At 39.4% G+C, this 2,673-nt stretch carries 1 protein-coding gene and 1 pseudogene; both read left to right on the forward strand.

Annotated features, from left to right (window positions below):
* Nucleotides 1-476 (forward strand): annotated as a pseudogene (locus BZK24_RS08255) (class I SAM-dependent methyltransferase); the annotation flags it as partial.
* 8 nt (nt 477-484) lie between these two features.
* Complete coding sequence (locus BZK24_RS08260; RefSeq protein WP_077657137.1) at nt 485-2,512, forward strand: ATP-dependent helicase; 2,028 nt, start codon at nt 485-487, stop codon at nt 2,510-2,512.
* Nucleotides 2,513-2,673: the final 161 nt, after the last annotated feature.

Raw genomic sequence — 2,673 nt, forward strand, 5'->3', positions numbered from 1 at the left:
TGAAAGGCGATGGGAGCGGGTGCGATAAGATTTTTAAAAATGAAAAGCATGGGAATTTAGAATTTGTCACCTCAATCACGAAAAGAACCAATGTTTTAGAAAAAATGGTTTTTGTCAATAAGCCTAATGATTATTTACTCCAGCATAAAGATAGCTTGATGCAAAGAAAGATCAAAAAATTCAATGAAGCCAACTGGTTTGAATGGGGTAGAATGCATCACATATCCCCCAAAAAACGCATTTATGTCAACACTAAAACGCGCCAAAAAAACCCCTTTTTTATCCACCAATGCCCTAATTATGACGGCTCTATTTTAGCGCTATTCCCTTATAACCAAAACCTGGATTTACAAAACCTCTGCGATAAACTCAACGCTATCAACTGGCAAGAATTAGGCTTTGTGTGCGATGGGCGTTTTTTGTTTTCGCAGCGTTCTTTAGAAAACGCCCTTTTGCCTAAAGACTTTTTCAATTAGGATAAAACTTGCTAGAAACCTTACAATTAAACCCTGAGCAATTAAAAGCGGCCAAGGCTTTGAAAGGGCATAATTTAGTGATTGCGAGCGCTGGCACGGGAAAGACTTCTACCATTGTGGGGCGCATTTTATATCTGCTAGATAACGGCATCAAGCCTGAAGAAATCTTGCTTTTGACTTTCACCAATAAAGCGAGTAATGAAATGATCGCTAGGGTGGCTAAATACTCCAAATTAAGCTCCAAAATTGAAGCGGGCACTTTCCATGCGGTAGCGTATCGCTATTTGAAAGAGCATTACCCCAATTTAAGCCTGAAACAACCTAAGGAATTAAGAAAGCTTTTAGAAAGCATTGTGGACACTAAAAACGCCATAGATGACGATAAAAAGCCCTACACTTCGCAGCATCTCTACGCCCTCTATTCTCTTTACACTAACGCTCTAAAACAAGAAGATTTTAGCGCATGGCTTTCTAGTAAAAACCCTGAACACGTGCCATACGCCGCCTTTTATGAAAACATTTTAGAAGAGTTTGAAAACACTAAAAAAAAGCATAATTATATTGACTATAACGACTTACTGCTGTTATTTAAAAAGGCGATGCTAGAAAGACCTAGCCCTTATAAAGAAGTGCTTTGTGATGAATTTCAAGACACTAACCCCTTACAAGAATCCATTTTAGACGCTATCAACCCCCCCAGTTTGTTTTGCGTGGGCGATTACGATCAGAGCATTTACGCTTTTAACGGAGCGGATATTTCTATCATTTCTAATTTCACTCAAAAATACAAAAACGCCCGAGTTTTCACGCTCACTAAAAACTACCGCTCTTCTAAAGAGATTTTAGATCTCGCTAATCAAGTGATACAGCGCAACGAGCGCATTTACCCTAAAAATTTAGAAGTGGTGAAATCAGGGAAATTCAATAAACCCACGCTTTTAAATTACAACGACAACATCGCGCAATGCCAAGACATCGCCAAACGCATTGTCATGCGAAAGGATTTTAAAGAAGTGGCAGTGATTTTTAGGAATAACGCGAGCGCAGATCAATTAGAAGCCGCTTTAAGATCCCACAATGTGCCAAGCAAACGAAAAGGGAGCGCGAGTTTTTTTGAATCCAAAGAAGTGGCGTTAGCGTTAGATATTTGCGCGCTACTATTTAACCCTAAAGACATTATGGCAGCCATTCACATTTTAAGTTGTATCAGCGATATTGGCTCTAATACCGCTAAAGACATTCATGAAGCCTTGATGCTTTTAGGCAATGGCGATCTCAAACTAGCCCTAACCCACCCAAGCAAAGAAGCCAAAATTTACACCAAGAAAAAAGAAATCACCTCCATGGGGCTTTTTGAAGAAATTTTTGCTTTAGAAAACAGCTCAAGGTTTAATGGCGTGATAGATAAAGCGTTTCATTCGCACCCGGTATTGATGCACCCTAAAATCTCGCTCAATGGGGCTAAGATGCTGAGCGATTTTTTCATTCTTTATACCAAAGCCCCTACTCATTCCCCTAGCGCTTTAATCAAGCACATTCTAGAAAGCGCGTTTTTTCAAACCTTTAAAACACGCCTTTTAAAAGAGCGATCCAAAAATAAGGACGGATCTTATAATGAGTTTAAAAAACTCCAAGCGCAAAAACGCTTCAATGAAAAAATGGACTTGTTGAGTTCTTTGGCAAAAAATTACCAAAATTTAGGGCGTTTTTTAAACGGCACTTTAATAGGCTCAAGTGAAGCCACGCAGGGCGAGGGCGTGAATTTATTGAGCGTGCATGCTTCTAAAGGCTTAGAGTTTAAAGACGTTTATATTATAGATTTAATGGAGGGCCGTTTCCCTAACCACAAGCTCATGAATACCGGTGGGGGCATTGAAGAAGAGCGGCGGCTTTTTTATGTCGCTATCACAAGGGCTAAGGAAAATTTATGGCTTTCTTATGCGAAAAACGAATTGAGGGAAAACGCCAAACCTAAAGAGCATAAGCCTTCAGTGTTTTTGTATGAAGCGGGGCTTTTGAAACCTGATTCAAAATAAAATTGGTTTTTGTATTGTTTGTTTAAAACGCTAGCAACCATAGATTTAACTCTAGCTTGCGCTAGAGCCAAAATTTTAGTATAATGGCGTTGTTACTAATAATAACTTCATAGTCGGTTATCTCCTTTCGGGGTAACCACCCACTATTACCCCAAACCCTA

Source organism: Helicobacter pylori (genome assembly GCF_001998165.1).
In the GTDB taxonomy this organism is placed as follows: domain Bacteria; phylum Campylobacterota; class Campylobacteria; order Campylobacterales; family Helicobacteraceae; genus Helicobacter; species Helicobacter pylori_DL.